The organism is Alcanivorax sp., from assembly GCF_040119285.1.
Classification (GTDB): Bacteria; Pseudomonadota; Gammaproteobacteria; order Pseudomonadales; family Alcanivoracaceae; genus Alcanivorax.
In genome coordinates this window covers 1-24499 of sequence record NZ_JBEDTY010000016.1, presented here as the reverse complement: position 1 = coordinate 24499, position 24499 = coordinate 1, and the positions used below count along the sequence as shown (strand labels likewise).

Genomic DNA, 24499 nt, shown 5'->3' with positions numbered 1-24499 from the left:
AGCTTCAGTGGAACGTTCAAAGTGAAAAGTCGAAAAGGAGAACCATGCAACGGCCCCTGCTTTCCCTACCCAATTCTGTCGCTTGCGATTGGCACAAATTACCACCCTGCAGAGGCAACACTCTGCTAGCCTGTTCTCCCTTCTTCCTTACCGGCGCAAAACAACAATGAGCGAACTACGGGATACCTCATCCATCAGCTTTACCGCCTTGTACACTGGGCATGTATGGGCCAAAGATGGATTGGCAGCCCCCTTCTTCCGCACGCGTGGCGGCGCCTTACTGTATGGCGCGCTGGCCCCGTTTGAATATATGGGGCGGCGCATTGCCGGTGGCAATATTCGTACCTTTCTTCTGCAACGCCACCTGGTTATCGACCACCGCTTGCACCAGCTAATTAACAGTGGCGTAACCCAGGTAGTGGAAATCGCCTGCGGCCTGTCGCCCCGCGGCCACCGCTTCTGCCAGCAATATCCGCAGCTCACCTACATCGAAACCGACTTGCCGGACATGGCCCGCCGCAAACAACACCTCCTCACAGAACATCAAGTGCTAAGCGAACGCCACCGGGTGATGCCCATCAATATTTTTGCTGACGTCGGCGAACTAAGCCTGGGCCATGTTCTTGGCCAACTGGACACCAGCAAACCGGTAGTGGTCATCACCGAAGGGCTGGTGAATTATTTTCCACTGGCGCTGATCTCCGAGTTCTGGCGCAAACTGGCCACCGCCCTGGGAGCATTCCCCCAAGGTACCTACCTGACCGACAACTACCCGCTATACCAGGGCATGCCGTTCTATCACACCCTCAAGGGACTGGGCCGTCTGCTTGGGGCTGTTTCCCGTAGCCAAGTGGGTTTTCATTTTCATTCCGACCAGCAGGCCACCAACCACTTCGAGCAAATGGGCTTCCAGTCCCTCACCATTCATAACCCAGCTGATTTTTATGGCCAGCTACCCATCCCCCAAACTCGAGGCAACCCCATGGTGCGGATATTGGAAGGGAAGACAGCGCTGGGCAATCGTTGATCGTTCATGCTTTGAGGGTTTCTGGCCAATGAAAAACACCACCTTTTCGTCCTGATCGCGGTTAAAGATCTGGGGGAATTTCAGCTTGTCGGTGCCCAGCTTTCCCCCACAACGGACAAGAATGTTTCCGTAGATTCGATTGAAGTAATACCGATAAGAAATGCAATCTGGAAGGCTTCACCGAGCATCCGCAAGGGTGCTTACGCGGGTTGGCAGACGGGAGAATAATGCCCGGTCATTAATTTCCACTTCACTGCCCGCCCCAGAAGTACTTCATTCATGATCGCTGGGCAGGAGTATTGGTGTATTACCACCGGCCCCCCTCTCAATGGCACAATCACACTCATGACATTGGGCGATTATCGGTATCTCCGTAGCAAAGGTTTTCGCTCCCTCACCCTTTGTGTGCAAGCGTACAGCAGCGGTTATCGTTATAATGCGGCTTTTCGCGGGCGAAAAAAGCAGTCCACGCTACCAGCCAGCGCGGTAGCGGGCCTCCGGTGCCTCGGCACCCGGCTCCTCTACCTTATGGGCGGGTTTATATCCCACAGTAACGTAGCAGCCCGGCACAGCCCGCAAGCCATCAACCGATTTAACGCAGAGATTTATGGATATCCAGCAATACATGCAACGCCTGGGTGAACAGGCCCGCCAAGCCTCCCGTGCCATGGCCCGTGCCAGTTCCAGCGACAAGGACAAGGCCCTAGCGGCCATTGCCGGCGCCTTGCGCAGCCACCGTAACGCGATCCTGCAGGCCAATCAGCAGGATCTGGACGCCGGACGTAACAATGGTCTGGACGCTGCCCTGCTAGACCGGCTGGAACTGACTCCCGACCGCTTTGACGGCATGGTGGAAGGCTTGGAACAAATTATCGGGCTGGCAGACCCAATCGGTGTAATTACCGACCTGGCTTACCGCCCATCAGGCATTCAAGTGGGCAAAATGCGTGTGCCCTTGGGGGTTATCGGCATCATTTACGAGTCCCGCCCGAACGTTACCGTTGATGCCGCCGCTTTATGCCTGAAATCCGGCAACGCGGCGATTTTGCGTGGCGGCTCCGAAGCCATCAACGCTAACCAAGCCATTGCCGAATGCATACGCGAGGGCCTTCGTGAGGCTGGGCTGCCTGACACCGCCGTACAGGTGGTGGAAACCACCGACCGCGCCGCCGTAGGCGAGCTGATTAGCCACCCGGAATTCGTGGACGTGATTGTCCCCCGGGGCGGCAAGGGGCTGATCGAGCGCATCAGTAATGACGCTCGCGTGCCAGTGATTAAGCATCTGGATGGCAACTGCCACACCTACATTGATGGTCAGGCCGATATCGCCAAAGCGATCAGCGTGGCCTACAACGCCAAGACCCAGCGTTACGGCACCTGCAATACCACCGAAACGTTACTGGTAGCCAATGCGATTGCGCCACAGGTGCTGCCAGAGCTAGCGGGCAAGTACCAACAGGCCGGCGTGGAGCTACGCGGTTGTGATAAGGCCCGTCGGCTCCTGACAGAAGCAGGCATCACCGGCATGGTGGAAGCCTCCAACAGCGACTGGGAAGAGGAATTCCTGGCGCCGGTGCTCGCGGTAAAAATCGTTGACGGTATTGATGACGCCATCGAACATATCAACCGCTATAGTTCGGGCCATACCGAAGCCATCATTACCGAAAACTACACCTTGGCTCGCAGGTTTCTCACCGAAGTGGACTCCAGTTCAGTGATGGTGAATGCCTCCACCCGTTTTGCTGACGGGTTCGAATACGGGCTGGGTGCCGAGATCGGCATTTCCACCGATAAAATCCATGCCCGCGGCCCAGTGGGTCTAGAAGGGCTGACCAGCCAGAAATGGGTGGTGTTGGGTGATGGGCATATACGGCTGTAAACGCCAGATGCAGGATGCCGGATACCTAACGCCAAACACGGAGGCGTGCTTTGCATAACGTCCAACATGCGGCGTCCGGCGGCCGGCCTTTGGTTCTCTTTGGCGGCACCTTTGATCCGGTTCACCGGGCGCACATCAGTGCGGCCCGAGCTGTATCTAAGGTGCTCAATGACGCCCCTGTGCACCTGCTCCCTAATGCGGTTCCCCCTCACCGGCCGCAACCGTTGGCCGATGGTGAGCAGCGCTTGCGTATGCTGGAGCTGGCCTGTGCTGACCACCCACAGTTGCACCCGGATGGTTGGGAATTGGCACAGCCCGGCCCCAGCTACAGCCTGGTCACACTGCAGCATTTTCGCAAACAACACCCGGACCGGCCGCTCGTGTTTATGATCGGCGCCGACAGCTTTGCCAACCTGCATCAGTGGCACCAATGGCGTGATTACACCAACCTGTGTCACTTAGCAGTGGTACCTCGCCCAAACAGCCCGCTGGCAGATAATGCCGTCTTAGAGGCGTTTCCAGAAACCGATGCCCACGGCCTGGCACAGCAACCCTACGGCTTACGACTAATGCTCAAACGCCCATTTCTGGATGTCTCTGCCACCGCCATTCGTCAGGCGCTCGCAAAAAAAGGGCACTGTCCGGCGTTAGATGACGCCGTGATTACGCATATTCACCGCCACGACCTGTATAATGTGGCCGAACATACCCCTTTTAACCAATCATGAGGCCCCATGAGCGCTGACACTCCGCTACTGCAACTGGTCATCGACGCCCTGGAAGAAGTCAAAGCCCAAAACATCACCCCGCTGGATGTACGTGAAATCACCAGTGTCGCGGATACCATGGTTATCGCCAGTGGTACCTCCAACCGCCACGTGAAAGCGCTGGCCGACAACGTGTCTGATGCGGCCAAAACCGCCGGCTACCCGCCGATTGGCACCGAAGGAGAAAATACTGGCGAGTGGATTTTGGTCGATTTGGGTGACGTCATTGTTCACCTGATGCTGCCCGCCACCCGTGAATTCTACGATTTGGAACGGCTGTGGAAGAACCCCCAGCACCACCCAGACCGCGAACAGCAGCAAGACCACTAGCCCATGCACCTTGTTCTGCTGGCCATCGGCACCCGCATGCCAGCGTGGGTCACCGAAGGTTTTAACGAATACCAGAAGCGTATGCCTCCGGATATGCGCTTAACACTGGAAGAGATTCCCATGCCTAAACGCGGCAAGGGAGACGCCGGCAGTCAAATTCGGGCAGAAGCTGACGCCCTACGCAAGCGCCTGGAAACAATTGTGAAAAAAAGCCCGGGCGCCAAAACCGTGGCGCTGGAAGTCAACGGCCGGGCGCTGGACACTCACGCCCTTAGCCGTAAACTGGGCGAGCTAAAAGACGTGGGCCAGGATTTAGTGCTGCTGGTGGGCGGGCCCGATGGCCTGTGCCCCCAGTTATCAGCCAGCGCCCATGAGCGCTGGAGTCTGTCCAACCTGACATTGCCCCACCCACTGGTGCGGGTATTGTTGGCTGAGCAGCTCTACCGGGGCTGGACACTACTGACCGGGCACCCCTATCACCGTTAATAGCTCCAAGCCCCAAACTACAGCACCAGCAATGCTAATGGACAAAGCGTTAACCACGTTGTCACTTGTGGCTTTGAGTGTCCCCCCGACACAGCGTTATTTTGCTACTATCACGCGTCCCTCTATTCGCCCTAAGAAGTAACCCTGGACTCTGACGCCAACATGCGCCGACCATTAACGCTGAAAGATCATCACCACGAGCAACGTATTTTCAGCGTTCGCCTTGTCGTGGGTGTTTTTCTGGTGCTGCTGCTCACCGGGGTATTGCTTGGCCGTATGGTCTGGTTACAGGTCATCGAACACAATCGTTACACCACCCTCAGTGACAACAACCGGGTCCAGACCCAGGCCGTGGCCCCACCGCGCGGACTGATTACCGATCGTCATGGCGAAATTCTTGCCGATAACCGCCCTGACTTTTCGTTGGAAATCATCATTGAGCAGGCAGGCGAGCTGGACCAGTTACTCATCGAGCTGGGCGAGCTGATTGAGTTGGATGAGGGAGACCGAGAACGTTTCGAGAAACGCCGCCGCACCGCGCGCCGCCCCTGGGAACCTGTGCCATTGCGAGGCCGGCTCACGGAAGAAGAAATTGCCCGGCTGGTGGTGAACCAGCACCGGCTGGCGGGCATCAGGATCTCCGCCGATCCGATTCGCCACTACCCCCATGGCATTCTATTTTCCCATGTTTTGGGCTACGTAAACCGGATTAACGTCCAAGACCTGGACGCCATGACCCTGGACCAGCAACGCGACTACGCCGGCACCCATTTTTACGGGCGCAGCGGCATCGAGCGGTTTTATGAAGACACCCTGCACGGTGAGGTGGGCTACCGCCAAGTGGAAACCAATGCTCGCGGACGAATCCTGCGGGTATTGGAAGAACAAGCACCGGTACCGGGCCAACCCTTACGCCTGCGCCTTTCCATGCGCGTGCAACAAGCCGCTTATGACGCGCTGGGCGAACGCCGGGGCGCGGTGGTCGCCATTGACCCACGCGATGGCAGTGTATTGGCATTCGTGAGCCGCCCGGGCTTTGACCCCAACCTGTTCGTCACCGGCATTTCTTACAAGGATTACTCCGCCTACCGCAACGACCACAACACCCCCCTGTTCAACCGGGCACTGCAAGGGCGCTACCCACCAGGCTCCACCATCAAGCCCATGTATGGTCTCGCCGGCCTTGATGCCGGGGTGACCAACTGGGAACGAACGATTTTCGACCCTGGCTACTATCAACTGGAAAACGACCCCCACCGCTACCGGGATTGGAAACGCTGGGGCCATGGCCGCGTCAATCTGCGCGACGCTGTGGTGCAGTCCTGCGACACGTATTTTTACGACATGGGCTTTAAGCTGGGTATTGAACGTCTACACCGTTACATGACCCAGTTTTCCCTGGGCCAGCCTACCGGTATCGACCTGCACAATGAATCCAGCGGCATCATGCCCTCCAAGCAGTGGAAAAAGGCAGCGCGCGGCCGCCCCTGGTTCCACGGCGACACTATCAACGCCAGCATCGGCCAAGGCTTTGTGCTTGCTACGCCGTTGCAACTGGCCAATGCCACGGCGATCATAGCCAGCCAGGGCAAACAGGTGATCCCCACGCTCGCCGGTGACCACAAACCAGTAGAGCGAACCGACATTGTGCTTAATGATCAGAGCAACTGGGCAAAGATGACCGACGCCATGGTCGGTGTAACCCAGCTCGGCGGCACGGCGCGGGCCATGGCCATGAAAGCCAAATATGACATCGCTGCCAAATCCGGTACTGCCCAGGTTTTCTCGGTAGGCCAGGACGAAACTTATAATGAAGACGAATTGACGGAACGACTACTGGACCACGCCCTGCTGGTATCCTTTGCCCCCGCCGACAAACCAGCGATTGCGGTGGCGGTACTGGTGGAAAATGGCCGCCACGGTGGTTCAACCGCCGGGCCGGTGGCCCGCGAAGTCATGGACGCTTGGCTACTGAATGAACAGAGCGAATTGGAAGTCCCACCGGTATTTGCCGATACTCCCGCCAAGCCACCATCTAACGCCAACGCCGATAACAAGGGCCGTCCATGAGCCAGCGCGAATTTATCCGCCAAATGCCAGGCCAAACCGGCACCAGCCTGTCTCCCGGGCTGGCGGTACGCTTGCACCTGGACCCTCCACTATTGGTGGGCCTACTGTTGCTCATGTTCTCTGGCCTCGCCGTTCTTTATAGCGCCGGCGGCGAAAGCATGGATCTGGTCGTGCGCCAATGTGTCCGCTTTGGTGCCGGCCTTGCCGCGTTGTTCCTGCTGGCCCAGATCCCACCGCGAAGTTACCGTTTCTGGGCGCCAGTGATTTACTCCATCGGCCTGGTGCTGTTAATAATGGTGTTATTTATCGGCACCGAAGCCAAAGGGGCTCAGCGCTGGTTATCCATTCCCGGTGCGGGCCGCTTTCAGCCGGCGGAGGTAATGAAACTGGCAGTGCCTGCCATGGTCGCTTGGTATTTTAGTGAGCGCACGCTGCCACCCCGGCTCCCCGACGTGATTGCTGCCCTGTTATTGCTGAGCGTCCCAGCCATGTTGATCGGCCTGCAACCGGACCTGGGCACGGCTATTTTGATCGCCGCAAGCGGGCTGGTGGTAATGTTTATGGCAGGGCTGTCCTGGCGACTGATCACCGTGGCCGTGATGATTGTGATCACCGCCGCACCGTTGATGTACTTCTTCGTGATGCACGATTACCAACGCAACCGGGTAGACACCTTCCTCAACCCGGAGGCGGACCCCCGCGGCACTGGCTGGAATATCATCCAGTCGAAAACCGCCATCGGTTCCGGGGGAGTGAACGGCAAGGGCTGGCTCGACGGCACCCAGTCACGGTTGGACTTCCTGCCGGAATCCTCCACGGACTTTATTCTCGCGGTACTCAGTGAAGAATTCGGCTTGGTTGGCGTCAGCATTTTACTGATGATGTACTTGGTCATCGTAGGTCGCGGTTTCTTTATCAGCTGGCACGCCCAAGACACCTTTGCCCGGCTACTGGCTGCCAGTTTGGTGATGACATTTTTTATTTATGTTTTCGTGAACATTGGCATGGTTTCAGGACTCTTACCTGTCGTAGGCGTCCCTTTGCCTCTGATCAGCTATGGCGGCACCTCCGTTGTCACGCTATTGGCCAGTTTCGGGATTTTGATGTCAGTTCACACTCACCGCCGCCTGATGAGTTACTAAATGCGTGGCAGGCCGCCTTTACAGCGGCCTGCTTCCAACAACGCAGTCCACAGAAATAATGAAAACAGGAGACACCCCTTTGCGTCGCTTCTATTCCGGCATCCTAGGCACTTTCCGCTCCAGCACGGCCTATTCAGCCCTTGCGGGCGCAGCACTGACCTTCACCTCCCTGCCGGCTCTGGCCGAATACACCTGCCCGGAAAACAACGATTATCTGCAGCGCGAACAGGTTAAATCCCTGATTGCCGAACTGGTTTCTCAGGGCCAGGATGAAGCGCGTTTGCGAGACGTCCTGGGAGGCGCGCAATGCCAACCGAAGATTCTCAAGTCCATCGCTCGCCCTGCGGAAAAAACCCATACCTGGGCCACTTATCAGAAAATCTTCCTGCAGGAGAGCCGGGTCCAAAAAGCGGTTGAGTTCGCCAACACCCACGCGGGCACCTTAAGCCGAGCCGAACAAACCTACGGGGTGCCGCGTGAAATTATTCTCGCTATCATCGGCGTGGAAACCCGCTACGGTGATCATATGGGTAGCTACCGCGTGGTCGATGCACTAGCCACCCTGGGTTATGACTATCCCCCCCGCGGAAGCTTTTTCCGCAAACAGCTCAAAGCGCTGTTTGAACTGGAACACCATGCCCATATCGATGCCGAAACCATCACCGGCTCCTACGCGGGTGCCATGGGCTATGGGCAGTTTATTCCCACCAGTTACCAGGCCTATGCGGTGGATTTTGACAACGACGGCGTTACCGATCTGGTCAACAATCCGGTGGATGCCATTGGCTCTGTGGCCAACTATTTCAGCGAACACAACTGGCAACCCGGCTTGCCCGTGGCTGCTAGAGCACATTTGGATGGCACCGGTTACGTATCGCTCGCCAAAAAAGGTTACAAGCCATCGTTTACTTTGACACAAGCCAACAATGCCGGCGTCACCGCACTTAGCTGCAACGACGATCGGCTGGTCAGTGAATACTGCTTTGACCTGCCCGCCAGCACCCGTGTCGCTCTGCTCGACCTGACCGGCGCCGAGGGCGCGGAATTCTGGCTGGCTACCGACAATTTCTACGTGATCACCCGCTACAATCACAGTCGCCTGTACGCCATGGCCGTGCTACAACTCTCACGACAGCTGGCTGCGGCACTGGAGGATAATCGATGAACCGTCTGGCTTGTGCCGTGATGGCCTCTGCCTTTCTCGGCGCCTGTGCCACAACGCCAGGACCCAGTGGTGGCAATGGTGGCCCTGCTGCCGGCAACGGTGGAGCACCCGGCTCCGACCGTTACAGCCTGCATCAGGACACTGGCCCTGAAGATCGCAGGGATATCTCACAGCTGCCGGAACCGGTCCCCAAAAATGAACCGCGCAGCCGCTATGGCAATCCGCAATCCTACAGCGTGTGGGGCAAGACCTATCAGGTGTTACCCCAACCTGATGGTTACGTGGCAGAAGGGAGCGCCTCTTGGTATGGCCAGAAGTTTCACGGCCATCGCACCTCCAGCGGCGAACCTTTCGATATGTATCAGTTCACTGCCGCCCACCGTAGCCTGCCACTGCCCACTTATGCCCGGGTTACCAATCTGGATAATGGCAAGAGCCTGGTAGTACGGGTAAACGATCGAGGCCCGTTCCACGAAGATCGCATCATTGATCTCTCTTGGGCAGCCGCAGTGCGGTTGGGCATTGAGCAGTCCGGCACCGGGCATGTGCGGGTCGAAGCCATCAGCGGTCAACAGCAACCTCAGGGGGCCAGCAGCACAGCCTCCACTACCGTACGCGCCGCCCTGGATAGCCCGCCGCCTTCACAAGCGCAGAACACCGCCGGGGCTCGAACGGACACGGCGAAAGAAACCGACAAAAACGCAAGCCTGTTTCTGCAGGCAGGCGCCTTCTCGGACCGTACCAGCGCTCAACGACTACAACAAAAACTGGTCAACCAACTGGGCGTCGATACCCGGATCCAGCACTCGGACGGGCATCTCTTCCGGGTCTGGATTGGCCCTTATCAAAACGACCTGCAGCGCCAGCAGGCACGGCAAACGGTTGTCGATGCGGGTTTCGACCGCCCCATGCCCGTCAGCCCCTGAAAACGCCCGGATCAGCCGTTTCTCCGGTTAACAGGCCCTCGCCAGTCCTCTAGAATGCAACCAGCTATAAGGCTGTTGAAAGCCCCTTGCATACTCTGGCTTTTCAACACTTGTTAGTGATGGCATAACGCAACTTGATGGTCTTTATGGAAATTTTTTGCCTTTTCCGTGTCACACCCTCCTCCGGGCTCTTCCGCTGGTGGCGCTACACGACACGACCGGCGCATTACTGATTCCCTGAACCCTTCGAGAATTGAATCATCCGAGAACAACTAACAGGCAGGATACCCATGCGTCCCCAGTGTTTCCGCTTTACCTTTTTTGCTTTCTTTGCCTTGATCGGCACCGCTCTTTCCCTACAAGTCCAAGCGCAAATGGTCCCCCGGGCGCCACAAATCGAAGCCAAAGGCTACCTGCTAATGGATGCGGCCAGCGGGCAGATTATCGTCGAGCATAATGCTGAGCAGCGCCTGCCCCCGGCCAGCCTGACCAAGATGATGACGGCCTACATAGCCGAAGAAGAACTGCAGAAAGGCAATATCTCGGAAACGGATATGGCACCAATCAGCGTCCAGGCCTGGAAAATGGGCGGCTCACGCATGTTCGTACGCGAAGGGACCCGTGTTCCGGTGGGAGACTTGCTGCGAGGTATCATTATCCAGTCCGGTAACGACGCCAGCGTGGCCATGGCCGAGTATATTGCCGGTTCCGAAGATGCCTTTGCCGACCTGATGAATCAGCACGCCAACCGTCTTGGCATGAATAGCAGCCGCTTTATGAATGCCACCGGCTGGCCGGCAGAGAACCATTTTACTACCGCCAAAGACATGGCCATTCTGGCCCGGGCAATCGTGCGTGATTTTCCCGATCACTACGACCTGTATGCCAAAAAGGAATTCACCTACAACGGCATCACCCAACAAAACCGCAACTTGCTGCTGTGGCGTGACCCAACGGTAGATGGCCTCAAGACTGGCCATACCGAGGAAGCAGGTTACTGCCTAGTATCCTCGGCCAAGAAAGATGATATGCGGCTGATTGCCGTGGTTATGGGTACCGCCTCCGAAGGCGCCCGTGCCCGTGAATCCCAGAAGTTGTTAACCTACGGCTTCCGATTCTACGAAACGTACAAGGCCTACAGCGCCGGAGACGTACTGGATACCGTCGATGTATGGATGGGTGAGCAGGATAAACTGCGTCTGGGTCTGGCTGAAGACTTGGTACTTACCATCCCCCGCGAGAGCCATGAAAACCTGAAAGCGGAAATCAGTGTCACCCCGCAGCTTAAGGCACCGATCCTGGAAGGCCAGCAATACGGCACCCTGACCGTACGGCTGAACAATGACGTGCTGATCAAAAAACCGATAGTGGCACTGGAGCTAGTGGAGGAAGCAGGCCTCTTTACCAAGCTCTGGCACCATCTGTTATTGTTCTTCAAAGGCTTGTTCTAGAAACGCAAGCACGTAACACGGTTCACGCGGGCCCCATACCATGACCCAGGTTTACCTCAATGGCGCCTTCATGGCGCCAGCGGACGCACAAATATCGCCGATGGATCGGGGGTTTCTATTTGCCGACGGCATTTACGAAGTAATCCCGGCTTATAATGGCGTATTGTTTCGCTTCGAAGAACATCTGGCCCGCCTGGAACGCTCCCTTACCGAAGTCGAAATCAGCAACCCACACAGCCGCGCGCAGTGGCGTGCACTATGCGATGAGTTACTGCACGCCAATGGTGCTGGCAACCTGTCGGTTTACCTGCAAATAACCCGTGGGGCCGCCGAAAAACGCGACCACGCATTCCCTTCACCTGCGGTCACGCCCACGGTATTCATGATGACCAGCCCGATCGCGATCCCCGACGCCGACAGCCCAGAAACCGCCGTTGGCGCTCGCGCAATCACCCTGGATGATATCCGCTGGGCCCGTTGCGATATTAAGTCCGTCTCCTTGCTGCCCAACAGCCTGCTTCGCCAGCAAGCCGTGGCCGCCGGGGCCACCGAAGCCATTTTGCTACGCGACGGCTTTGTTACCGAAGGCTCGGCCAGCAATGTCTTCATCGTCAAGGCCGGCACCATTGCGACTCCCCCCAAAAGCCATGCCATTCTTGGCGGCATTACCCGGGATCTGGTGGTAGAGCTGTGCCACCAGCACGGTCTCGCACTAGAAGAGCGTGAAATCACTGAAATGCAGTTACGCCAGGCAGATGAAATCTGGATCACCAGTTCGACCAAGGAAGTGGTGCCCGTCACTCAGCTCAACAACGCTATAATAGGGAGTGGAACGCCGGGGCCATTATGGAAAGCCCTTGCGCATCACTACGTCCAGCATAAACGTCGACTTTGCGGGCTTGATGCCCCAAACGCGCACGACTGACAGGAGCCGCCCATGGCCATTCAGGAACATTTGTGGGAATTCCCCCATGACATGCAGCTAAAAGTCATGGGGGCCATCGACTCCCCCCTTGAAGCCGCGCTTATCGAGATTCTCAACACCCATCTTGAGGATTTTGACGCAGACAAACACCTGAACAGCAAACCCAGCAGCAAAGGCACCTTCATTTCTTTCACTGCGAAGGTCACCATGCGCAACCGGGAACAGGTAGAGGCCATCTACCAGGCACTCAGTGATTCTCCCCATGTGAAAGTGACTCTTTAGTACACGAGTACACGGCAGCGGCTTTAAGCGCCAGTGTCTCTCACCTGGACAGTGCACTGGCCCACGTTTCTCGCCATTACCTGTTCTGGCAGCCCAACACCGTGCCCCAGTGCATTTCGACGCCTTCCAGACGATTAATGTCACCGATGATAGCCGCATTGAATTCGGCATCAGAGTTCAGCAATTAAATCTCGATCTTGTTAACCCGCGCGCTCGTGATCGTATGATTTAAACAAAGGGAGCCCTGCTTCATTTCAGGGAACCTCAACAGCGGCCCTGTAGAAAATACTTACATCAACGGATGTTGATTCTTGCCTATCCAATGCGCATCGCGTGTAGCGGCTAGCCTGTAGTGCATAGCTGGCCGTATACTTCCCCCATGGACGCACTGATTCGCTATTTCCCACAAGTCGATTACTCCTCATGCTGGCACGCCATGCGCGATCTCACCGACCACCGTCACGCGCAGCAGGACGACGAGTTCTGGGTACTCGAACACCCCCCCATCTTCACGCTAGGCCAGGCCGGCAAGCCCGAACATGTGCTCAATGCCGGTGAGATTCCAGTAGTAAACAGCGACCGTGGCGGGCAAGTGACTTATCACGGCCCCGGCCAGACAGTGGTCTACCTGATGCTGGACATCAAACGGCTAGGACTGGGCAGCCGCGGGCTGGTCTCCGCCATTGAACAAGGCATCATCGACTTTCTTGCAAGTCTGGGCATTACCGCCGTTAATCGAGATGACGCACCCGGGGTCTATGTACAAGGCGCAAAGATCGCGTCCCTGGGTCTGCGTATCCGCCGTGGCGCCACCTACCACGGGCTAGCCATCAACCGGGATATGGACCTTTCTCCCTGGCATCGCATTAACCCCTGCGGGCACGTGGATCAACCCATGACCACACTGAAAGCTCAAGGGGTGGATCTTGACCGCCACAGCATGGAACAACAGCTGGTATCCGTTTTAGCCAAACGTCTTGGGCTAACGCCCCGGACAACGGCCCTTCCGGACTGGTACAATGCCCCCCATGAGAATGTCACCACTGGCGGCGATCCTGACAGTGCTCTGACCCCACAGCCAGAGCGGCTGTAACCACAGACACAGATGCCTGCCCCACCCTTCCGGCAGCACTCGACGGCAATGGAAACCCCATGAGCGAACAGGCCCAAGCCAAACGCAAAGTGCAAATCGGTGACAAACTACGCGGCGCCGACAAGGTACGCACCATCCCCATGGTTAATGAAGAATCCGGCTACCAGCGCAAGCCGGACTGGATTCGTGTACGCGTTCCCGCCAATGGCGAAATTCAACGCATTAAGTCCCTGCTACGCAAACAGAAACTGCACACCGTCTGCGAAGAGGCGGCCTGCCCCAACTTGCCGGAATGTTTCGGCGGCGGCACGGCCACCTTCATGATCATGGGCGACATCTGTACCCGTCGCTGTGCTTTCTGCGATGTGGGCTTCGGCCGGCCCAATGCACTGGATGCGCAAGAACCGTTACACTTGGCAGAGTCGGTGGAAAATCTGGCCCTGAATTACGTAGTAATCACCTCCGTGGACCGGGACGATCTGGCCGACGGTGGCGCCGAACACTTTGCTGAATGCATCCGTCAGGTGCGGGCCCGCACCCCGGATACGCGCATCGAAATTCTCACACCAGACTTTCGGCCTTGCCTGGACACCGCTGTGGAGATTCTCGGTGAGACCGCGCCAGACGTGTTTAACCACAATATTGAAACCGTTCCGGACCTATATAAGCACATCCGCCCCGGCGCCCGTTACCAGCACTCCCTGGATCTGCTTAAACGCTACAAGGCTCTGCGCCCGGATGTGAGCACCAAGAGTGGTATCATGGTGGGATTGGGCGAGACGTTCGAACAGGTCATCAATACCCTCAAAGACCTCAGAGCCCATGACGTGGACATGATCACCATCGGCCAGTATCTGCAGCCCAGCAAGCACCACGCGCCAGTGGAGCGTTTCGTACACCCGGATGAGTTCCGTGAGTATGCTCGCGTAGCTAACGAGCTGGGCTTCACCTCGGTTGCCTCCGGCCCCATGGTCCGCAGCTCCTACCATGCTGATTTGCAGCATCAAGGCGTGGATGTGGGCCTCTATAAACCCTGATCCAAAGGCCGTGCTTACTGGCACGGTCGCTTAAATTTACATTTCCACACGGGTGGCCCACTGACCCGGCTCCGCCTTTGCATTACGCTAGCGCTCTATTCAGGCCGCTTCGCCCTAGCGGTTGTTGCCGTTACGATTTTGAAGGTCCCTTTGTGATGCCGAAAAGTGCAATCCGCAGACAGCCCAAGATGTTTTTCATTTCGCCTTTTTGCGGCATTTTTTTCGTGCTCGGCACCTTGCTCGCCAGCTCCACCCAAGCAGACATTCCAGCGCCGATTATGGCCCCCGTATTGGAAGTCGCAGAAAACCTGGAGCTTTCGCAAACCGATTTGGCAGTAGCGTCCATCCCCCTGGATGGCCCCGGAAAAGCCCGTTTCATGAATGCGGATTTGCCCCTAAACCCTGGCTCCATCATGAAGGTCATTACCACCTACGCAGCGCTAGAATTACTGGGCCCCACGTTTCAATGGCACACTCGCCTGTACACCGACGGCACGATTGAGGGGGAAACCCTCAATGGCAACCTGTATTTTGTTGGCAGCGGCGATCCTAAACTCACCGAAGAGCGGTTATGGCTGCTGCTGCGGGAATTGCGCGCCATGGGCATCACCCATATCACCGGCGACCTGATTCTGGATGGCAGCGTCTTTAACGTGCCCAATGGCATCACCGCCTTTAATGATGACGGTGATAACCCCAACGCACCCTTCTTGGTAGAACCCAACGGCTTGCTCACCAACTTGAATGTGTTGCGCATCCGGGCCCGAGCAGACAACCGGGGCATTCATACCTGGACCGAACCGAACCTCAGTGGCATCCAAATTAACAACCAACTGGTACTGCGCGAGTACGGACATTGCCCTCGCCGCTATCAATTTGATTATGAACCTACCACCCGTGATGACGGCTCAATAACCATCACGGTCACCGGCGTGCTGCCCATAGGGTGTAGCACCAGCAGTTACCTGTCTCTGTTAAGCCAGCCCGCCTATACCGGTGCCCTGCTCTCTAGCCTGTGGCAACAACTTGGCGGCACCCTTTCAGGAACCATCCGCGAAGGCCTGCGCCCTCGAGCAGACACAGAATTACTCGTCACCACCTCATCGCGTGATTTGGTCACCATGGTCCGCGATATTAATAAGTGGAGTAACAATGTGATGGTGCGGCAAGTCTTCCTGACGTTGGGCGCCAAGCACCGGCAGCCCGACGATAAAGACGATCTTGCCGCCGCAGAGCGTGAAATTCGTACTTGGCTAGCCCGTAAAGGTATCGACAGCCAGAGTATGGTCTTTGAAAACGGGGCCGGCTTGTCACGCATTGAACGCATCACCGCCCGACAAATGGCCCTGCTACTGCAGCAGGCCTGGGAAAGCCGTTTTGCCGCAGAACTAATTGCCTCCCTGCCATTGGTGGCCATGGATGGCACCATGCGTCGCAGGCTGGGGAACGCTGACATGGCCGGCATGGGCCACATCAAAACCGGCTCTCTGCGTAATGTGCGCTCTATCGCAGGATTCACCCGCGATGAAGACAACACTACCTGGGCAGTGGTGGCCATGGTGAACAGCCCCCGCGCGTGGCAAACTGAACCCGTGCTCGATGCGTTCATTGAGCAGGTCCACCTGTCCACGCGGCCTGAAAGCATCAGCACCGCCAAGCAATAAGCCGTTGTCCGCTCCACCTTCCGCTGTGATCAGGCCTTGTCGTGGTCACAGCAATTTCTCTGCTATGCTCGCAGCACATTGATTCTTGTGTGCCCCCACCCCTAGCGCGAAGACTTGGCAGAGAGCCTTTTATGATTACTGTGCACCACCTAGAAAATTCCCGTTCCCTGCGGATCATCTGGTTGCTTGAAGAGCTCGGCTTGGAATATGAAATAAAACACTACGCCCGCGACCCAAAAACCATGCTGGCCCCGGCGGCCCTGCGCGAAGTTCACCCGCTAGGCAAGTCACCCGTCATTACTGACGGTGACACTGTCATTGCTGAATCCGGAACGATAATCGAATACCTGGTGCAGCGTTATGGCAGCCGTCAGTGGCAACCCGAACCGGACCAAGATCAGTGGCTGAACTACCGCTACTGGCTTCACTACGCCGAGGGCTCCCTAATGCCACTGCTCGTCATGAAGCTCATTTTCCGCCACGTTGGCAAAGCGCCAATGCCCTTCTTCGCCAAGCCCATCGCCAAAAAAATCAGCGGCAAGGTCATCGGCACCATGCTCGACCCGCAGCTGAAAAATAATCTAGCTATGATCGAACAGCACTTGGCAACGCACACTTGGTTTGCCGGTGATACGCCGACTGGGGCCGATATCCTGATGAGTTTTCCGTTGCAGGCTGCTTCAGCCCGCGCCGACTTGAGCAAACTGACAGCGATCAAACGCTTTGTAGCACAGATGGAAGCACGCCCGGCTTATCAAAAAGCCGTGGAACGCGCCGGCCCACTGACTCCGATGAACTAATCGACCACAAGCATCGCTAACTGAGTGCCAGCCGGTATTGTATGCAATGCGGCAAAGGGGCCTCGCAACCGCACTGGCCTCAGCAAAAATAGCAGTATGGCAGCCCTGATAATTCTGTTTTTTATTTGCTGCTGATTTAACTATGGCGGGGCCGACAAGCTCGTTTCCTACTTAAACGAGACGCAACGCCACCTAGTGGCGATCAAATGCCTATGATGACTCCTCATCTGAGATTGGCTCAGTCCCGATATGCAAAATATTGTTAAAGCAACGAACCAAGCAGCAAAGGTGTACTCTAAGCCCTAACTAGAAGGAAAACCTGCAAGGGAGTGATGCCATGAAAAAGTACTTCGCCGCCGCCGTACTGGGCTGTACCGTCGCCTTCGCCGGCTGCCAGAGCCAACCCGAAACCCCGATCAACCCCACTGCACAGAAGGACGTGTATAACGGGATGCTTCCCTGCGGAGATTGCTCCGGTATTCGTACCACTCTGACCCTGTACCGTGACCAATACAACAATCCCACTCGCTTCGAGCTGCGTGAAGAATATATGAGCGGCTCCACTGTGAAGCTAAATACCGTGGAACGGGGTGACTGGACGTCGCAAAAATATCGGGAAGGTGTGACCCAAGAAGATGTCTATACCATCAACCCTGAACAAGACGAATCGCAACGTAAATATCTAAAAGATGCAGTTAATGCCATCGAACAACTGAATCAATCCGGATACAGAATCGACTCAAACCTGAATTACCGTTTGCTCAGCAAATAATTTTTTATTATCAGCACAAAAAAAGGCGCTTCGGCGCCTTTTCCATATGTCACCCTGCCGCCGCGCTATACGGGCCTCGCACTATGGCACAAACTTGTAACCGTTATTCATCGTCCCCTCCGGATGCCGCCATAACCCTTTTAGGTGCGGCATTTTACCGCTATCTGTGAATGCATCCCAAATAGGAATGACTTGCATTAAGTGCCTAAACACCATAGTATTTCGAGCCCTATTCAACCCTTGGCGTTGAGTCATTGCCACACCGCCCCGTAACCTTGCGTTATCAACGCGGTCATTATTACGTGGCAACATGCAAGGGCCTGTTTTACCCAATACCGGGCACCTAACTATTTGCCCATAGCTGGAGTTTTCCATGCCCCAGATTTCTCTGCAGTTGCCGGAATGGTTTGTTAGCGGCGGCGCCACCATGTGGGTTCTGGCCCTGCTCTCCGTGATTGCCTTGGCAACGTTCATCTCCAAGATCTTGCAGTTCGCGCGCATTCGCCCTGGCAACAGTCGCCAGGCGGACCAGTTGCTTAGCGCAATACGCCAAGGCACACCGCCAGGCAAACCCGGCAAATTAACCAGCCCCATCGACCGAGTGCTCTGGCAATGCTGGGAAAACCGTAACCTGGATGAGGCCGCTTGGCAGGAAGAAAGCCTACGCTTGGCCCGCAGCGGCCTGGATGAGCTACGCGGCGGTATGCGTGTGCTGGAAGTGATTAGCGCCATTGCTCCCCTGTTGGGCCTTCTTGGCACCGTATTCGGCATGATTGGCGCCTTCCAGGCCCTGGAGATGGCCGGCTCACAGGTGGACCCCTCCATTCTGTCCGGGGGTATCTGGGAAGCCCTGCTGACCACCGCCGCCGGCCTCACCGTGGCCATCCCGACCTTGGCGGCCTTCCACTGGGCCGACCGCAGCATCGAACAATGCCGCGAGAAAATGCAGGATCGACTGTCGCGTTTGAAAGTATTGCGCAACAACCACACGGCTCCCGAGCCTCTGGAAGAGGATCGCGACCCGTCGGTGTCGCATGCATATTGAACCTGAGCGTCATCGCACGCCTTTTATCAGCCTGACACCACTAATTGATGTGGTGTTTATTCTGCTGGTGTTCTTCATGCTCGCCACCCGTTTCGGGCAATACCATGACCTGCCTGTTAACGTGCAACCCGCAGACAGCACCGAGCAACCGGATGAACAATGGTTGATAATCAACGTGCAGGCCAACGGTATGCTGACCCTTAATGATGTCAGCTTTACCCCGGCCGCGGTTGCAGACCGGCTGGATACCAGCAAGACCAAGGTATGGGTCACAGTGAATCCAGAGGCCACTCTGCAACAGGCACTGACCGCTGTAGACGCCATGAAGGCCGCCGGCGTTCGCGATGTTCAACTGGAGCTGTTGCCATGATGATCATGGAAACCTCATCACGCAGACCGCCACTGGAGCCGGTGCTGCCGCTGATCAATGTGGTTTTCCTGCTGTTGATCTTCTTCATGTTAGCCGGACAATTGACCAAACGCCCCACCGTGGCGGTGGAAGCACCGATGAGCCAGACCGCAAACGGCGAAGAAGCCCGGGACAAGCTGCTACTGGTGATGCAGAACGATGGGCAATGGTTTGCTGAAGACAGCGCCGAACCGCTAAGCGACGCGGCATTGCAGGCACGACTGGGCGACAAGCCAGAAGATGCAGAGGTCCGCCTGCTGGCCGACGCAGGCGTAACCATGCAAGCTCTGCGCAGGCGTTTGGAAACCCTGCAAGGCATGGGTGTGAAACAGGTTCGGCTGGTGACGCAGAGTGACGCAGCAGCAGAAAGCGCTAGCAAGGTGGCACCATGAAACCCCGTAATCTCACCGCTTGGATCGCCTCCATTCTAATTCACGTCAGCGTGCTGGTTACCGTTGGCGCCATGACGCTTGCCGGTGGCCGCCCAGCAAAACCGGGCGTTAGTGAAATTGCCATTAACCTGTCTGCTCCACCAGCCCCAAAGGCTGCGCCGAAAGCGATACCGCCAAAGGCCCAGCCCGCCCCGCAACCGAGAGTCAAACCAAAACCAAAACCCAAGCCTACGCCCAAACCGGTCGCAAAACCGAAACCGGAACCCAAGCCAGAGCCAGCCCCGGAACCTCAGGTAGCAGAAACTGCGGCCACGAAAACCGAGAATGAAGACACCCACGAAGAAGCCTCGGCACAGCCCCTGACTCAAGGCGCCAAAGGCATGGCGGGCGCCCCGGGGGAAGGAGTGCATCAATCCGGTGATACGGAAAATGAGCTCAACAAATACCTGGCAAAAGTGCGCGACACCATCGATTACAACAAGCAGTATCCGCACCGGGCTAAAATGCGCCGCCAACAAGGGACCGTTAAGGTGTCTTTTGTCATCAATGCGTCTGGGCGCGCAGAACAGGTAAAGATTACGGAAAGTTCCGGCAGTCGCATTCTAGACCGCGCCACCAAAGAGCTCGTTTCAAGGTTACGCTTCGACGCCCCCCCCAAAGAGCTGGGGAGCAGCAGCATACCTGTACACGTTATTGCACCGGTGAATTACGATCTGAGCAATGGCTGACGCGCCATTACCTCAGCGGCGATCTCTTCTTCCGTCTCAAGTTGATCCCCTGCGCATCTGTCTTTACTGTTGAATGCTTGATTAAACAATCACGCTGTCTGGCACGCCATTACCCGCCCGCCGGGGCGGGTTTGCCTGCTCTCTCTTTTGAAGGAAACGCCTGTGAGCGCATTAACTTTGGCACTGTTATTAAGCCTAGCAGCAGGTCTCAGCATGGCGGCGGGGGCTCTCATTGGCGTGCAGGAACATATCGCCAAAAGCTGGCTTGAGCAGGAAGTGCGCCACGGCGTTATCGCTTTTGGCGGCGGCGCCCTATTAGCGGCCGTGGCATTAGTGCTGGTTCCAGAAGCGGTCAAACACCATAGTGCTTTCTCCGCCACACTATTGTTCGCCAGTGGCGGACTGGTCTTCATGTTTATTGACCGGGCCTTGGCGAAACGCGGTGGCGCTCTGTCACAATTGTTAGCCATGTTGCTGGATTTTGTCCCGGAAGCCATCGCTCTAGGGGCGGCGCTGGCCAGTGGCGGCAGCCAGGCTTACCTGCTGGCGTTCCTGATTGGCATGCAAAACATGCCGGAAGGGTTCAATGCCTATCGGGAAATCTACAATAGCAAGGGCAACACACTGTCTAAAAGCCGCATCGTGCTGGCTTTCGCTTGCATGGCCCTGCTGGGCCCATTAAGTGCCTGGCTCGGCTTTGAGATCCTGGTGAATCAACCCTTTATTCTCGGCGGTATCATGCTGTTTGCCAGCGGTGGCATTCTCTATCTGACCTTCCAGGATATCGCCCCGCAAGTGCCACTGGAAAAACACTGGATGCCAGCTCAAGGGGCTGTGGCCGGTTTTGCGCTGGGGCTGGTTGGCCACCTCCTAGTGCAGTAAGCGCTAAAGTTGAACCGCGACAGCAGCCACCATCAATTGAAACATTAACGCCTGACGCGCGGTTAAACGTTCAACTCACTCCCCCCAGCGCTTCACTAAGGCTTGTTCCACTCCAAGATGATCCAGTAACCGGGCAACCATAAAGTCCACCAGATCATCCACGCTTTGTGGTTGATGATAAAACCCGGGCGCGGCAGGCATGATGGTGACGCCAAGGCGGGAAAGTTTAAGCATGTTCTCCAGGTGGATCGCCGAGAAAGGCGATTCCCGGGGCACCAGAATCAATTTTCGGCCTTCCTTGATGGCCACATCCGCAGCCCGTTCTATCAGATTATCACTGGCCCCCATCGCAATGGCTGACAAGGTCCCCGTAGAGCAAGGGCAGACCACCATGGCTGCGGGAGCACCGCTGCCGGAAGCCACCGGTGCAGTCCATTGTTCCAACCCACAAACGACCAGCCGCCCCTTTTCTGTCTTTACCCAATCGCGCAACGCCTGCTCGGCCTTGCCAGTTCCCGCAGGCAGTTTCAAGGCCGTCTCAGTGCCAATGACCACTCGCGCAGCCTTGGAAAGTAGAACGAACACCTCACAGTCCGCCTCCAGCAAACACTGCAGCAAACGTAACCCGTAAGGTGCTCCGGAGGCACCGGTAAAAGCCAACGTCACCCGATGTGTCATAAGCCCATCCCGACACCTCTGGCCATCATCACTGCCAGAATCGGCATCAATATAACCAAATGAATTTCTGCCACCAGCACGCCACGCAGGTTGCGTTGCAGCTTGTCATCAATCACAGGGACATGGCCTGCTTTAACTGTTTTTCGCCAACCCAGCAGCACCTTGGTGGGATACAAGCTCAACAAGACGATCAACACGAAGAGCGTCACCTTGCCATGAAACCAAGGGTTAGTGAGATAAAAGTCCCAGCCTTTTTCCGTCCAGCCCGCCCGGGCCAGGCCACTGATCAATACCGTTAGCGCCGACAGGCCATAACCAATATCCAGCCATAAGAGCGTGCGAATATTGCGCTCATTGATGCCGGTTCGCCACAGCAACAACTCGCCATACAAGCAAGCAAAGAGCATCAGAATGCTTAGGTAATGCACCGATGCCCAGAGTACCGACCAGAACATGACAACCTCCTAAATGCTCGAAACGAGCGACACGTCTCAAACCTCAACACGGACAAAATAAATACGTTTTGCGATTTCTCCCGGCTCTCAGGACAAAAGCGCGAGCACAGACGCCTCAAGACGCTTACTGCTATCATTTGAGCAGATTGAAGCTTGCCGCTGTTACTCAGCCAACGCATCCAGCAGCTTCTGGTGAATGCCACCAAAACCGCCGTTGCTCATCACCACCACGCTCAGTGGCTCGCCTTTGTGACTTGCTACCTTGGCAATAATATCATCCAGCGATTCGGTCACCGTTGCCGGCACCGGCGCCTCATTCAGCACCGAATCCAGCGACCAGTTCAAGCCCGGCGGCTGATACCAGATTACCTCATCAGCGCACCCGGTGCTGCCCGCCAACGCGGCCTTGTGGCTCCCCAGGCGCATGGTATTGGAGCGGGGCTCGATAATGGCGAGTATTTTGCCGTTACCCACCTTGCGCCGCAGCCCATCCAGCGTGGTGGCAATGGCCGTGGGGTGATGGGCAAAATCGTCGTAAACCCGCACCCCGCCCACTTCACCACGCAATTCCATACGCCGCTTCACACCCACAAACTCCGATAACGCTGCCGCGCCATCCGCCAAGGTCACACCCACATGCCGGGCGGCCAGCAACGCGGCCATCCCGTTGTTCACACTGTGACGGCCAGTCTGGCCCCAATGCACCTGCGCCACCGCTTCACCGCTTTCAAGCACGGTAAAGCTTGAGCCATCGGCCTGATCCAGCCGGTAGCCCAATGCTTCCTCTTTACCAAAGCGCTCCACGTTACTCCAGCAGCCTTTTTCCAGGGTCTCCTCCAGCGCGGCTTCTCCATGGGGCAGAATCAAGCGCCCGGTGGACGGTACAGTACGAATCAAGTGATGGAACTGGGTTTGAATAGCGGCCAGATCCGCAAAAATATCCGCGTGATCGAATTCCAAATTATTGAGAATCACGGTGCGCGGTCGGTAATGGACAAACTTGCTGCGCTTGTCGAAAAACGCCGTATCGTATTCGTCTGCTTCCACCACAAAGAAAGGCGTTTCACCCAACCGGGCCGATACCCCGAAATTGCCGGGTACACCGCCAATCAGATAACCAGGCTTTAAACCCGCATATTCCAAGATCCAGGCCAGCATGGAACTGGTGGTGGTTTTGCCATGGGTTCCAGCCACAGCCAGCACCCAGCGACCGGGAAGCACCACCTCTTGGAGCAGTTGCGCCCCGGAGGTATAAGGTAAGCCGCGATCCAGTACTGCTTCCACCGCCGGGTTGCCACGGCTTAACGCATTACCGATAACCACCAGGTCCGGAGCCGGTTCCAGTTGCGACGGATCATACCCTTGGGTCAAGGCAATACCCACCGCTTCCAATTGATCGCTCATGGGCGGGTAAACGTTTTGGTCACTGCCAGTGACCTGATGCCCCTGTGCTTTGGCGAGCTGAGCCAGCGACCCCATGAAGGTGCCGCAAATACCGAGAATATGAATATGCATGGGAAGGAACTGCCAACATTTAGATTCCCTGCACCATAACGGCAAGGGCTCCCAAGGTGAAGAGCTGGGCCGACCGAATTCCTGTTGAATTTTCCCATCTAATGCCGCCGAGATTATCCATGAGCCAATTGCCCTATGGCAAAACCGAGTATCACAACAAGAAGCATAAGACCCGGGAAGACGGTGTTTCTTGAGAAACTGGATCAACTGCTTACTTGAAAGGCTCTGAAGTCAACGATTGCCAATATTACGTCACAAACCGCGCAGGCCGACGGCCACAACCATTCACGATCATACTGGGCTTTGGCATCTGCTGGGGGAGTATAACTTGGGCAAAAAGCTCTTCACGAAGATTAACCGTGAGCTTAACCGACATGGCTTGAGGGTTCGAAAATGCAGCTTCGTCGGTGCGATGCTTATAGAATCTCAGTTCGACAAAGTGATAAAAAAAAGGGTTCATCGCGGATTAGAGTGAAATAGGTATGGGCGGACAGTGCACCGAGTTAAGTTGTTTGTGCGACCAAGCAACACAACAAGGACACTGCCGCCATGCCAGATGCTACGTTTCCGTGGACTGGC

Annotated in this window: 25 protein-coding genes; 22 read left to right on the top strand and 3 right to left on the bottom strand. The window is 56.4% G+C overall.

Features of this window, described 5'->3' with window-relative positions; genetic code table 11:
• Positions 1-166 precede the first annotated feature (166 nt).
• The 22 genes from ABNH10_RS05030 to ABNH10_RS04925 all read left to right on the top strand — a co-directional run bounded on the left by ABNH10_RS05030 (position 167) and on the right by ABNH10_RS04925 (position 21272).
• Positions 167-1027: a class I SAM-dependent methyltransferase gene (locus ABNH10_RS05030; RefSeq protein WP_349384961.1), complete on the top strand. Its 861-nt coding sequence runs from the start codon at positions 167-169 to the stop codon at positions 1025-1027.
• Positions 1028-1634: 607 nt separating this feature from the next.
• Positions 1635-2906 (top strand): glutamate-5-semialdehyde dehydrogenase, encoded by a 1272-nt coding sequence (locus ABNH10_RS05025; RefSeq protein ID WP_035459543.1) that lies wholly within the window; start codon positions 1635-1637, stop codon positions 2904-2906.
• A gap of 50 nt (positions 2907-2956) precedes the next feature.
• The gene (gene nadD / locus ABNH10_RS05020; protein ID WP_011589231.1) at positions 2957-3634 is read left to right on the top strand and encodes a nicotinate-nucleotide adenylyltransferase; all 678 of its coding nucleotides are present in this window, start codon (positions 2957-2959) and stop codon (positions 3632-3634) included.
• A gap of 6 nt (positions 3635-3640) precedes the next feature.
• Positions 3641-4003 (top strand): ribosome silencing factor, encoded by a 363-nt coding sequence (gene rsfS, locus ABNH10_RS05015; RefSeq protein ID WP_011589232.1) that lies wholly within the window; start codon positions 3641-3643, stop codon positions 4001-4003.
• A 3-nt stretch (positions 4004-4006) separates the two neighbouring features.
• Positions 4007-4489 carry a 23S rRNA (pseudouridine(1915)-N(3))-methyltransferase RlmH gene (rlmH, locus tag ABNH10_RS05010; protein ID WP_349384960.1) on the top strand — a complete coding sequence of 161 codons (483 nt, stop codon included), beginning with the start codon at positions 4007-4009 and terminating at the stop codon, positions 4487-4489.
• 162 nt (positions 4490-4651) lie between these two features.
• Positions 4652-6559 carry a penicillin-binding protein 2 gene (gene mrdA, locus ABNH10_RS05005; RefSeq protein WP_349384959.1) on the top strand — a complete coding sequence of 636 codons (1908 nt, stop codon included), beginning with the start codon at positions 4652-4654 and terminating at the stop codon, positions 6557-6559.
• A complete protein-coding gene (gene rodA, locus ABNH10_RS05000; protein WP_349384958.1) occupies positions 6556-7701 on the top strand; it encodes a rod shape-determining protein RodA in 1146 nt (381 codons plus the stop codon). The genes mrdA and rodA overlap by 4 nt, the downstream gene beginning before the upstream one ends.
• 58 nt (positions 7702-7759) lie before the next feature.
• Positions 7760-8866: a lytic murein transglycosylase B gene (gene mltB, locus ABNH10_RS04995; protein WP_349384957.1), complete on the top strand. Its 1107-nt coding sequence runs from the start codon at positions 7760-7762 to the stop codon at positions 8864-8866.
• A complete protein-coding gene (locus ABNH10_RS04990; RefSeq protein WP_349384956.1) occupies positions 8863-9792 on the top strand; it encodes a septal ring lytic transglycosylase RlpA family protein in 930 nt (309 codons plus the stop codon). The genes mltB and ABNH10_RS04990 overlap by 4 nt, the downstream gene beginning before the upstream one ends.
• A gap of 290 nt (positions 9793-10082) precedes the next feature.
• A complete protein-coding gene (locus tag ABNH10_RS04985; protein WP_349384955.1) occupies positions 10083-11243 on the top strand; it encodes a D-alanyl-D-alanine carboxypeptidase family protein in 1161 nt (386 codons plus the stop codon).
• A gap of 40 nt (positions 11244-11283) precedes the next feature.
• A complete protein-coding gene (locus tag ABNH10_RS04980) occupies positions 11284-12168 on the top strand; it encodes a D-amino acid aminotransferase (RefSeq protein ID WP_349384954.1) in 885 nt (294 codons plus the stop codon).
• A 12-nt stretch (positions 12169-12180) separates the two neighbouring features.
• Positions 12181-12450, top strand: coding sequence for a YbeD family protein (locus tag ABNH10_RS04975; protein ID WP_349384953.1), 270 nt, complete (start codon positions 12181-12183; stop codon positions 12448-12450).
• 379 nt (positions 12451-12829) lie between these two features.
• A complete protein-coding gene (lipB, locus tag ABNH10_RS04970) occupies positions 12830-13543 on the top strand; it encodes a lipoyl(octanoyl) transferase LipB (RefSeq protein ID WP_349384952.1) in 714 nt (237 codons plus the stop codon).
• A 59-nt stretch (positions 13544-13602) separates the two neighbouring features.
• Entirely contained in the window at positions 13603-14580 is a 978-nt protein-coding gene (lipA, locus tag ABNH10_RS04965) for a lipoyl synthase (RefSeq protein WP_349384951.1), read from the top strand.
• Positions 14581-14768: 188 nt separating this feature from the next.
• The gene (gene dacB, locus ABNH10_RS04960) at positions 14769-16244 is read left to right on the top strand and encodes a D-alanyl-D-alanine carboxypeptidase/D-alanyl-D-alanine endopeptidase (RefSeq protein WP_349384950.1); all 1476 of its coding nucleotides are present in this window, start codon (positions 14769-14771) and stop codon (positions 16242-16244) included.
• Between the two features lie 131 nt (positions 16245-16375).
• The gene (locus ABNH10_RS04955) at positions 16376-17044 is read left to right on the top strand and encodes a glutathione S-transferase (RefSeq protein WP_349384949.1); all 669 of its coding nucleotides are present in this window, start codon (positions 16376-16378) and stop codon (positions 17042-17044) included.
• Between the two features lie 337 nt (positions 17045-17381).
• Positions 17382-17816, top strand: a complete 435-nt coding sequence (locus tag ABNH10_RS04950) for a copper resistance protein NlpE N-terminal domain-containing protein (RefSeq protein WP_349384948.1) — start codon at positions 17382-17384, stop codon at positions 17814-17816.
• 373 nt (positions 17817-18189) lie between these two features.
• On the top strand, positions 18190-18861 hold the full coding sequence (locus ABNH10_RS04945) for a MotA/TolQ/ExbB proton channel family protein (protein ID WP_349384947.1): 672 nt from the start codon (positions 18190-18192) through the stop codon (positions 18859-18861).
• Positions 18851-19231, top strand: coding sequence for an ExbD/TolR family protein (locus tag ABNH10_RS04940; RefSeq protein WP_011589247.1), 381 nt, complete (start codon positions 18851-18853; stop codon positions 19229-19231). Before ABNH10_RS04945 ends, ABNH10_RS04940 begins: the two co-directional genes overlap by 11 nt.
• A complete protein-coding gene (locus ABNH10_RS04935) occupies positions 19228-19662 on the top strand; it encodes an ExbD/TolR family protein (RefSeq protein ID WP_349384946.1) in 435 nt (144 codons plus the stop codon). Before ABNH10_RS04940 ends, ABNH10_RS04935 begins: the two co-directional genes overlap by 4 nt.
• The gene (locus tag ABNH10_RS04930; protein WP_349384945.1) at positions 19659-20390 is read left to right on the top strand and encodes an energy transducer TonB; all 732 of its coding nucleotides are present in this window, start codon (positions 19659-19661) and stop codon (positions 20388-20390) included. The genes ABNH10_RS04935 and ABNH10_RS04930 overlap by 4 nt, the downstream gene beginning before the upstream one ends.
• Before the next feature lie 162 nt (positions 20391-20552).
• Complete coding sequence (locus ABNH10_RS04925; RefSeq protein ID WP_349384944.1) at positions 20553-21272, top strand: ZIP family metal transporter; 720 nt, start codon at positions 20553-20555, stop codon at positions 21270-21272.
• Positions 21273-21347: 75 nt separating this feature from the next.
• Here the strand turns inward: ABNH10_RS04925 and ABNH10_RS04920 are convergent, their stop codons facing one another.
• The 3 genes from ABNH10_RS04920 to mpl form a co-directional block, all read right to left on the bottom strand.
• Entirely contained in the window at positions 21348-21950 is a 603-nt protein-coding gene (locus tag ABNH10_RS04920; protein WP_349384943.1) for a flavin prenyltransferase UbiX, read from the bottom strand.
• Positions 21947-22405 (bottom strand): DUF2214 family protein, encoded by a 459-nt coding sequence (locus ABNH10_RS04915; protein WP_349384942.1) that lies wholly within the window; start codon positions 22403-22405, stop codon positions 21947-21949. The genes ABNH10_RS04920 and ABNH10_RS04915 overlap by 4 nt, the downstream gene beginning before the upstream one ends.
• A gap of 162 nt (positions 22406-22567) precedes the next feature.
• Positions 22568-23920, bottom strand: coding sequence for a UDP-N-acetylmuramate:L-alanyl-gamma-D-glutamyl-meso-diaminopimelate ligase (gene mpl / locus ABNH10_RS04910; protein WP_349384941.1), 1353 nt, complete (start codon positions 23918-23920; stop codon positions 22568-22570).
• Between the last annotated feature and the right edge of the window lie 579 nt (positions 23921-24499).

Bases quoted from the DNA above. Each gene is read 5' to 3' on its own strand.
- ABNH10_RS04975 (WP_349384953.1), top strand. From the start codon at position 12,181: ATGGCCATTCAGGAACATTTGTGGGAATTCCCCCATGACATGCAGCTA.
- rlmH (WP_349384960.1), top strand. From the start codon at position 4,007: ATGCACCTTGTTCTGCTGGCCATCGGCACCCGCATGCCAGCGTGGGTC.
- mrdA (WP_349384959.1), top strand. From the start codon at position 4,652: ATGCGCCGACCATTAACGCTGAAAGATCATCACCACGAGCAACGTATT.
- ABNH10_RS04950 (WP_349384948.1), top strand. From the start codon at position 17,382: ATGAAAAAGTACTTCGCCGCCGCCGTACTGGGCTGTACCGTCGCCTTC.
- ABNH10_RS04955 (WP_349384949.1), top strand. From the start codon at position 16,376: ATGATTACTGTGCACCACCTAGAAAATTCCCGTTCCCTGCGGATCATC.
- ABNH10_RS04985 (WP_349384955.1), top strand. From the start codon at position 10,083: ATGCGTCCCCAGTGTTTCCGCTTTACCTTTTTTGCTTTCTTTGCCTTG.
- lipB (WP_349384952.1), top strand. From the start codon at position 12,830: ATGGACGCACTGATTCGCTATTTCCCACAAGTCGATTACTCCTCATGC.
- ABNH10_RS04940 (WP_011589247.1), top strand. From the start codon at position 18,851: ATGCATATTGAACCTGAGCGTCATCGCACGCCTTTTATCAGCCTGACA.
- ABNH10_RS04920 (WP_349384943.1), bottom strand. From the start codon at position 21,950: ATGACACATCGGGTGACGTTGGCTTTTACCGGTGCCTCCGGAGCACCT.
- ABNH10_RS04915 (WP_349384942.1), bottom strand. From the start codon at position 22,405: ATGTTCTGGTCGGTACTCTGGGCATCGGTGCATTACCTAAGCATTCTG.
- mpl (WP_349384941.1), bottom strand. From the start codon at position 23,920: ATGCATATTCATATTCTCGGTATTTGCGGCACCTTCATGGGGTCGCTG.
- lipA (WP_349384951.1), top strand. From the start codon at position 13,603: ATGAGCGAACAGGCCCAAGCCAAACGCAAAGTGCAAATCGGTGACAAA.
- rodA (WP_349384958.1), top strand. From the start codon at position 6,556: ATGAGCCAGCGCGAATTTATCCGCCAAATGCCAGGCCAAACCGGCACC.
- ABNH10_RS05025 (WP_035459543.1), top strand. From the start codon at position 1,635: ATGGATATCCAGCAATACATGCAACGCCTGGGTGAACAGGCCCGCCAA.
- mltB (WP_349384957.1), top strand. From the start codon at position 7,760: ATGAAAACAGGAGACACCCCTTTGCGTCGCTTCTATTCCGGCATCCTA.
- ABNH10_RS04990 (WP_349384956.1), top strand. From the start codon at position 8,863: ATGAACCGTCTGGCTTGTGCCGTGATGGCCTCTGCCTTTCTCGGCGCC.
- ABNH10_RS04980 (WP_349384954.1), top strand. From the start codon at position 11,284: ATGACCCAGGTTTACCTCAATGGCGCCTTCATGGCGCCAGCGGACGCA.
- ABNH10_RS04945 (WP_349384947.1), top strand. From the start codon at position 18,190: ATGCCCCAGATTTCTCTGCAGTTGCCGGAATGGTTTGTTAGCGGCGGC.
- rsfS (WP_011589232.1), top strand. From the start codon at position 3,641: ATGAGCGCTGACACTCCGCTACTGCAACTGGTCATCGACGCCCTGGAA.
- ABNH10_RS05030 (WP_349384961.1), top strand. From the start codon at position 167: ATGAGCGAACTACGGGATACCTCATCCATCAGCTTTACCGCCTTGTAC.
- ABNH10_RS04935 (WP_349384946.1), top strand. From the start codon at position 19,228: ATGATGATCATGGAAACCTCATCACGCAGACCGCCACTGGAGCCGGTG.
- dacB (WP_349384950.1), top strand. From the start codon at position 14,769: ATGTTTTTCATTTCGCCTTTTTGCGGCATTTTTTTCGTGCTCGGCACC.
- ABNH10_RS04930 (WP_349384945.1), top strand. From the start codon at position 19,659: ATGAAACCCCGTAATCTCACCGCTTGGATCGCCTCCATTCTAATTCAC.